We start from the raw sequence: 7,729 nt of genomic DNA, 5'->3' as shown, positions 1-7,729 counted from the left end.
TAGGAAATTACTTGCAGCGGCGGCATTTTTTGTTTACTTTTTTTTGCTGTAGAAAAAAAGTAAAAGCCCGTGCGGCTAGAGCACTTAAATGGAAAATATATTTTTTACCGGACAATAGTGAAATAAAATAGAATATGTTCGCTAAAAAATACTTTTTCAACCCCTGCTTAGTTACAACAAAATACTTTATTAGAGCTAATTTTAAGTAGGTGTAACAATAACATCTTGTGGCTGTTATGTATTTTATGTCTTTTAAAAAAACTTTATTGGGCTTTTCCTCACTAGGATAGGAATTTTTTCTCTGATAAATTTGTGTTAAAGCAAACCAACCTTAAAATCATGAAAAAGTTACCTTTCATCTTACTCGTTTTAGCTACATTATTGTTTCCAGGGATTTGTCAATCTTCCAACTCAAATCTTTTTAACCAAGATGATGTCCAAAAAGAAATAGATTTGATGGGGTCTTTAGCCGAAACATCAATCAGGTCAGTATTACCAGAGCCAATTTATGCAAGTATTGGTTCGATAAGCCTGAATGTCGACTTTTTATATAATATCGGAAATATTGATGTTGAAATTTATTCTATAACCGGAGCTATTGTTTATTCACAAAGCGTAAACACACAAACACAGGAACAGCTATCAATTGATGTTACGGAATGGGATAGTGACTTCTATGAAATTCGGATTGTGGGCTCGACAGGCAATTATATGTACGGGACGTTTGAAATAGAATAAACAATTTGGCAAAAACTGATAGCATGAATATGCTATGTCAAAAAGACATAAAGCAACATGATGTTTTTGAAAATCTAGTTGATAGATGAGTTTAGAAGACCTAAATATTCTTTTTGTAGTTGGGAATGCTCAAAGTTGTTTCGGCTTTTGTGTAGATAATCGGGTTATTGAGATGCAATATTCTTTATTTCAGTTATACGACAAGCTTAAAGAACAAGACTTTATACGAATAAATGGCTATACAATTATTAATACAAAGTATTTTATAGATAAAAAACAAAAAAGGCATATAATCTTGAAAGGTGGGAGCATACACAAAGTGTCGCGCAATTTCTGGAAGCACTTTAATGGGAATGCCCACTAACCCCAGATGGCGATGAGTTCCGCCGAAACAGCACTCGAAATGTTTATTTTTAATTTTTTTTTATCATGTCAGATTTATTAAGTAATGAAGAATTAGAACAAGTAAATGGTGGTGTAAGTAAAGAAGACTATTGCGCTACCTTAAATGACCTAATCGAAAACAATTGGGGTGAGTGGAGTGACGGAGAAAGATTATCTGCGGCTAACGCCTATTCTGACAATTGTTAGTTTGAAAAGGCGAAGGAAATAATTTGTACTTCCTTCGCCTTTAAAACATTAAAACGTATGCAACTAAAATTTGTTTTATTGATTTGTCTCTTTGTAAGTGGTTTTAGTGCCAAAGGACAATTAGCTAGATATTTGGGGTATACTGATTTAATATGCCAATATAAGTTGACATGGAAGTTTGATACCTTAAAAAATACGATTAGGGACGATTTGATTATATTACAGATAGGTAAAAATGTCTCTAAAAGTTATAGTTATTATACTTTCCTGTCTGATTCTTTGCAACAAACCTCTAATGGTAAAGAACTATGGAGAATGCAATTTAAAAAAGCAATTAAAGAGGCGAATGGTGGCCTTCCCACTGGCTTTCCATACAAGCGTATGAAGACTTATGTATATAAAGACTATAAAGGGGTAACAACCATTACTGATGGAATTTCTTTGCAAGACTTTATTTATAAGGATGAATTAAATCCTCAGGAATGGGAAATTCTTGATAGTACTAAAACGGTTTTGGACAATGTATGTCAAATGGCCGAATGTACATTTAGGGGAAGAACATGGACAGCCTGGTTTACACCCGAAATCCCTGTCAGTGATGGTCCGTGGAAGTTTGGCGGATTGCCCGGCCTGATATTGGAGGTTTATGACCGGGGAAAACAATACCATTTTATAGCTAAAGGCATAGAAAAAAAAGAAAAGCCCATCGTATTCAGCCAGTCGGTATCCAGTAGTGGAAAATATGAAAAAACAGACCGTATTGAATTCTTAAGGACACAAAAACGCTTTCTGATGAACAGCAATGGTTATATGAAAATGGAAACTGGTATTGACTTGGGGGGCAATTCTTCACAAAAAATTATGCGTTACGATTTAATTGAACGCGATTATTAAAAGGTGGGAGCATACATAAAGTGTCGCGCAATTTCTGGAAGCACTTTAATGGGAATGCCCACTAACCCCAGATGGCGATGAGTTCCGCCGAAACAGCACTCGAAATGTTTATTTTTAAATTTTTTTTATCATGTTAGAATTATTGAGTAATGAAGAATTAGAACAAGTTATGGGTGGTACATCTAAAGAGGAGTATTGTCATACTCTTCTAATGATTGCATTAAATAACGATCTTGATGAAGGTGCAAAAGAAGGAGCAAGGATAGGAGCTGAACGCGCTGGTTGCTAACCTGTAGAATAGAAGGGATGGCTCAGTATAGTACCATCTCTTCTTTATTTTTTTCATTTAAATATCTTTTATATGAATAAATTAATGTTCCCTACATGCATAATGCTATTTTCAGTATTTTGTAATGCGCAGAAAATACTTGATGTATCTTTTTTGAGGTGTATTTATGATTATGTGTATTCAAAAGACACCTTATTAAATAAAAAATCTGATGGAGATATATTGTATCTTCAGATTGGAATGAATTGTTCCAAGTGTCTTAGTTTCTATTCCCAACAAGTTGATTCTCTGGTTAATACTCCATATTATGAAAAGGAGTTTTGGAGAACGTTCAAAAATGCAATGGATAATGAAGGGTACACATCTTCTAATTACCCGCACAAACGAATGAAAACATATGTTTACAAAAATTATCCAAAAGGAACGATGACGGTTACCGATGGGCTTTCGATGCAGGATTATATATATGAAGATGAGTTAAATGCGCAGGACTGGGAAATTTTGGATAGCACTAAAACGGTTTTGGGCAATTTATGCCAACTGGCTAAATGTACTTTTCGTGGCAGGCAATGGATGGCATGGTTTGCACCCGAAATACCAATAAGCGACGGCCCTTGGAAATTTGGTGGTTTGCCTGGTCTTATTATGGAAGTTTATGACATCGGCAGGCAATACAACTTTGTTATAATAGGGTTGGAAAAAAAGGAAGAACCAATTGTGTTTAGTAAGACATATGTGGGAAGCAAAAAGTTTGAAAAAACGAACCGACTTGAATTCTTAAAAGCAAAGAAACGCTACCTGATGAATATGGGAGGATATATTGAAATGGAAACAGGAATTGATTTAGGCAGCAACTCCTCCCAAAAAGTTATGCAGTACGATTTAATAGAACGTGATTATTAGTCAGCAATTAATGAAAACAGACGACCTCCTTTTACCCTTACTATTGTATCACTTTCGGATGTTGGGCATAAAGTGTAACCCCGAGCAATTGGAATTGGTGTTAAAATCTGCGCCATCCTACCCATCGTTATTATCTGTGATGCAAGCTTATACCTATTTCGGAATTAAAACGCTTGCGTACCGGGCTGATTTCGTGAAATTAAAAGAATTATTGCTTCCGGTAGTCGTTCAAATCCGAAATGAGGATGATAGTCAATTGGTTTTGCTTTACCAGATTTCGGGGAATAGCGTGAGATATTATGATGCTTCAATTAATAGAAAAATTACTATTTCAGATAAAGATTTTTGTACTATGTGGACAGGCGTTTTAGTACAAGCTGAAAAAGAAGAAAAAGGTACTGAGTCTAACACTTCACCCAAGTTAGCAATCTATGTAATTACTGCTTTTATTTTTCTGAGTTTGGTGCTTCAGGTGGGGAGGATTATTCCACAGGTGCAACTAATTATACTTTTTTTGGGATTATTATTATTAAACAGTATTGGTCTTTGGTTTGTGTTTGGATTATTGAAGCAGAAGTCGGGTGGAACTTATTCAGTTTTTGATTCCTTCTGCCATAGTGCCGAAGCGTTTGATTGTGATAAAGTTACTCAGTCGAAAGGTGCTAAAATTTTTAAACGAATAGACCTGACCGATGTGGGTTTTGTATATTTTACAACTGGCATTGTCTTTTTGCTCATTGGTTTTTTCTCAAATTCGCTAATCTCTATATTCTCGGTCTTACTTTTAATTGTTATATGCAGTAGTCCATTTATTGTATTTTCTATTTTCTATCAAAAGCTTATTGTAAAAAAATGGTGTCCTTTATGTTTAGGCGTGGTTGCAATACTTTCAACGGAACTTGTCAGTCTTTTATTTTTTAGTGCCTGGGTTGTGCCGGAAAGGGTATTTTTGATATTAATATCCTTTTTATTTGCTACTTTAAGTAGCTTAGCCATTCTGATTTATGAAAAATATCGTCTTGTAGCTTTAGCTAAAGCTTTTAATACCCAAATGTTAGCATTAAAGCTTAAAAGAACTCCTGCAATTGTTTATACTTTATTCCAAAAACAGAAGTTGCTGCCCCAAAGCGAATCCCGACCCTTAATAATTGGAAACGAGAATGCACCAATAACTATTACAACGTTATTAAACCCGCAATGTAAACCATGTAAAAAACTTGCGGTTGATTTATTTTGTTTGCTACAAAATTATCCGGCATCTATTAAGTGGCACTTACGATTAGATGGACTTGAGGCACGGAAGCAAATCCCGGCAAATGCCATTCAGCTCCAGTTAATAGAGTTCTTTAAAGAAAATGGGAATACCGAAATTCGCTTGAAAGCATTAATGGATTGGTTTCGAAATCAATCCCTATCCAAATTTCATAAAAAATACCCTGTTAAAACTATTTCAGACGAAACGTTAAACTATTTTTTGATGCATGTAAAGGAGAATAAGGCAATGGAAGTGGTAAAAGTTCCTTTTATTTGGATAAACAGGCGTGAATTGCCAACGGAATATACACCTGAGGACATACCATTTTTATTGACAGATTTGGATAACCTGCAAAAATCTACGATGTAATTATGGGATTGTTGTTTCGATATTGTTGTATTACAATCATTTTGTTTGTATCCATGTGTGCGCAGGCACAGGAGCTTGTGCTCACTGGAAATGTTATTGATAAAAACACACAATCTCCATTGCCTAATGTTTTGGTAACTATTCGTACGCCGGAGAATAAAATTGTGGAGTTTACCCAAACATTACCTGATGGTAGTTATCAGGTAAATTTATCCGGTTTTGTCGAGAATTATAACATAAATTTTTCTATGATGGGCTATGCTCCACAAGTGTTTACATTAACCAAAGACCAACAAAATTACAATGTTGCAATGGTAGAGAAAGCCACCGAAATTAAAGAGGTTGTGATTAAAGCCCCGGGGATTCATGAACGGGGGGACACAATTACCTATATTGTTTCAAGTTTTGCCGAGGTTGAAGATAAATCATTGGCAGATGTATTAAAAAAGATGCCCGGAATTGAAATTGAAGAAAGCGGACAAATAAAATACAATGGTGTAGCAATAAATAAATTTTATATTGAAGGGAAAGATCTGTTGGGCGGCCGTTATGGGCTGGCAACCAACAATGTTCATCAACAAGACGTGGGAAGTGTAGAGGTAATGGAGAATCATCAACCCATAAAAGCATTGGAAGATATTTCTTTTTCTCAAAATCCCGCGATTAATATCCGACTGAAAGAAGATGCAAAAGCACGTTGGGTAGGTACAGCGAATATTGGTAATGGCGTTAGCCCTTTTCTATGGAATGCAAAGGTTGTGGGAATGCGTTTTACATCTAAAATGCAAACCTTAAATACCTATAAAACAAACAATATTGGATATGATGTTGTACAGGAAACAAATAGCTTCTCGGTGGATGAGAGAAGTTATTTCCCCAAAAAGTATCGTTTAGAAAACTATTTAGATGAACAACCGGATTGCCCGAGTGATATTGATGACAATCGGGTGCGTTTTAATAAATCGCACCTAATTAGTACAAATAACCTCTGGAGTTTAGGAAAAGATTGGGATTTAACGTCTCAGGTTTCTTATACAAATAACCGACAGAATTCTACCGCCTATTCAAGTACCAAATATTTTTTAACAGATTCTACAATTATTACAGAAGAAGGAGAATCTACGGTTTCGAAGCAAAAGCATTTGTCAGCCGACGTAGTTCTTAATGCCAATACATCTACTTATTATCTAAAGAATAAACTAAATGCAGATTTTTCCTGGAGTGATATAGACATGTTAATTAGTGGCACATATCCCAACAATCAATATGCATCAATTCCAAACAGGATGTTTTCTAATGATCTCGAATTACTCAAACGTTCAGGAAACAGGGCATATACGTTAAATTCTTTTAATTCATGGCAGGTAAAACATCAAAATTTAGATATTTTAAAAGATGACGAAAATGAACAACAGGAAATCAATTTATCGGCATTTTATACAAATACAAACACATCGTTGGCCTTTTATCTCAAGCCGTTTACCTTGTCGATGAAAATGGGGGTTTTAGGGTTAATACGTTTCATGGATAGCAAATTGACCGGAATTCCGGATACGCTTGGGCAAATGGAAAACGATTTGTCCGTGAATTACTTCACTTTTTTTGTTTCGCCTCAATTGGAATTTAAAAAGGATGGATTTGAAGCAAAATTTGATGTGCCTCTTTCTTTTTCGCCTTATAGGTATCGCGATAATATTTTAGATGCCAAGGATTCTGTTTCCAAATTTTTGCTCGCACCGCGATTATACATGCGCTACTATTTCACCTCCCGGTTGTCTGCTTCTGTTTCTGCCAGCCTTGCGCAGCAAGCGTTTGAAGAGCAACAATTTTATAATGGCTTATTGCTTCAGAATTATCGGAATCTGTCTCGAGGACTGGTTCGTTTTGAAACGGATACTAGAAAGATTTTAATGCTAAATACATATTATAAGGTGCCGCTGAAAGCTTTTTTTGTAAATGCGAGTGTAACCCGGTCATGGAATGACGCTCAACAAATTTCAGAACGATCTTTCGTTGGCGAGTTCATTATTAATGGGCTTATTCCACAGAATTATGCTACGAAAATGTGGATATTGAATGGGCAACTAAGTAAAGGATTAAATAATTCTCATAATGTTTTATCGGTGAACTGTTTGTATATGACCTTACAGGGGGTTTCCTTTCAAAATCAGGTTGAAACATCTTATGTATCTTCGCGTTTAGGTATTAGCTCCAAAATTAAATTGAAGTTGTTTTCATGGTTAAATACTTCATATGAACTTAACTATGGGCGAAACGATTTGTCTGTAAGTAATACAGATATCCATTCATCATCAGCGATGTTATCTCAGGTATTGTCAGGTAATTTTATTTACAAAGAGAAATGGTATTTTCAACTTCGTGCCGAGCATTATAATAACACGATATCAAGTACTGCTTCAAAACAACTTTTCCTTGCCGATGCAGAGTTTACATATAATTTAAGCAGTAGATGGGAGTTGAACCTTTCTGCAAAAAACATTCTTAACCAAAAAGATTATAGTTATTCAATATACGATGAATTAACCCGGGTTAATAAAGAATATGTTATTCGTTCCCGTACTTTTCTCGCGAGTGTTTTTTTTAGATTCTGATTCATTGGTGTCCGGTAAAAATTTAGAGAAATGATTAGAACCCAGCTTCAATGTGCGAGCCAGAGATTTTAGGAGATA

General features: G+C 35.2%; 8 protein-coding genes. All 8 read left to right on the top strand.

Features of this window, described 5'->3' with window-relative positions; translation table 11 throughout:
• The first annotated feature begins 339 nt into the window (after positions 1 to 339).
• The 8 genes from ACT3CD_RS17175 to ACT3CD_RS17140 all read left to right on the top strand — a co-directional run bounded on the left by ACT3CD_RS17175 (position 340) and on the right by ACT3CD_RS17140 (position 7,651).
• Positions 340 to 738: a DUF3244 domain-containing protein gene (locus ACT3CD_RS17175; protein ID WP_444646899.1), complete on the top strand. Its 399-nt coding sequence runs from the start codon at positions 340 to 342 to the stop codon at positions 736 to 738.
• A gap of 85 nt (positions 739 to 823) precedes the next feature.
• On the top strand, positions 824 to 1,102 hold the full coding sequence (locus ACT3CD_RS17170; RefSeq protein WP_444646898.1) for a LytTR family transcriptional regulator DNA-binding domain-containing protein: 279 nt from the start codon (positions 824 to 826) through the stop codon (positions 1,100 to 1,102).
• A 65-nt stretch (positions 1,103 to 1,167) separates the two neighbouring features.
• Positions 1,168 to 1,329 (top strand): hypothetical protein, encoded by a 162-nt coding sequence (locus tag ACT3CD_RS17165; protein WP_444646897.1) that lies wholly within the window; start codon positions 1,168 to 1,170, stop codon positions 1,327 to 1,329.
• Between the two features lie 57 nt (positions 1,330 to 1,386).
• Positions 1,387 to 2,223: a GLPGLI family protein gene (locus ACT3CD_RS17160; RefSeq protein WP_444646896.1), complete on the top strand. Its 837-nt coding sequence runs from the start codon at positions 1,387 to 1,389 to the stop codon at positions 2,221 to 2,223.
• A 130-nt stretch (positions 2,224 to 2,353) separates the two neighbouring features.
• Complete coding sequence (locus ACT3CD_RS17155) at positions 2,354 to 2,512, top strand: hypothetical protein (RefSeq protein WP_444646895.1); 159 nt, start codon at positions 2,354 to 2,356, stop codon at positions 2,510 to 2,512.
• A 72-nt stretch (positions 2,513 to 2,584) separates the two neighbouring features.
• Positions 2,585 to 3,415 carry a GLPGLI family protein gene (locus ACT3CD_RS17150; protein ID WP_444646894.1) on the top strand — a complete coding sequence of 277 codons (831 nt, stop codon included), beginning with the start codon at positions 2,585 to 2,587 and terminating at the stop codon, positions 3,413 to 3,415.
• A gap of 10 nt (positions 3,416 to 3,425) precedes the next feature.
• On the top strand, positions 3,426 to 5,039 hold the full coding sequence (locus ACT3CD_RS17145; RefSeq protein WP_444646893.1) for a vitamin K epoxide reductase family protein: 1,614 nt from the start codon (positions 3,426 to 3,428) through the stop codon (positions 5,037 to 5,039).
• Positions 5,040 to 5,041: 2 nt separating this feature from the next.
• Entirely contained in the window at positions 5,042 to 7,651 is a 2,610-nt protein-coding gene (locus ACT3CD_RS17140) for a carboxypeptidase-like regulatory domain-containing protein (protein WP_444646892.1), read from the top strand.
• The last annotated feature ends 78 nt before the right edge of the window (positions 7,652 to 7,729 follow it).

Source organism: Geofilum sp. OHC36d9 (assembly GCF_052400685.1).
Lineage (GTDB): Bacteria > Bacteroidota > Bacteroidia > Bacteroidales > Marinilabiliaceae > CAZHHH01.
This window is presented reverse-complemented; position numbering and strand designations above follow the sequence as displayed.

Bases quoted from the DNA above. Each gene is read 5' to 3' on its own strand.
- ACT3CD_RS17175 (WP_444646899.1), top strand. From the start codon at position 340: ATGAAAAAGTTACCTTTCATCTTACTCGTTTTAGCTACATTATTGTTT.
- ACT3CD_RS17170 (WP_444646898.1), top strand. From the start codon at position 824: ATGAGTTTAGAAGACCTAAATATTCTTTTTGTAGTTGGGAATGCTCAA.
- ACT3CD_RS17165 (WP_444646897.1), top strand. From the start codon at position 1,168: ATGTCAGATTTATTAAGTAATGAAGAATTAGAACAAGTAAATGGTGGT.
- ACT3CD_RS17160 (WP_444646896.1), top strand. From the start codon at position 1,387: ATGCAACTAAAATTTGTTTTATTGATTTGTCTCTTTGTAAGTGGTTTT.
- ACT3CD_RS17155 (WP_444646895.1), top strand. From the start codon at position 2,354: ATGTTAGAATTATTGAGTAATGAAGAATTAGAACAAGTTATGGGTGGT.
- ACT3CD_RS17150 (WP_444646894.1), top strand. From the start codon at position 2,585: ATGAATAAATTAATGTTCCCTACATGCATAATGCTATTTTCAGTATTT.
- ACT3CD_RS17145 (WP_444646893.1), top strand. From the start codon at position 3,426: ATGAAAACAGACGACCTCCTTTTACCCTTACTATTGTATCACTTTCGG.
- ACT3CD_RS17140 (WP_444646892.1), top strand. From the start codon at position 5,042: ATGGGATTGTTGTTTCGATATTGTTGTATTACAATCATTTTGTTTGTA.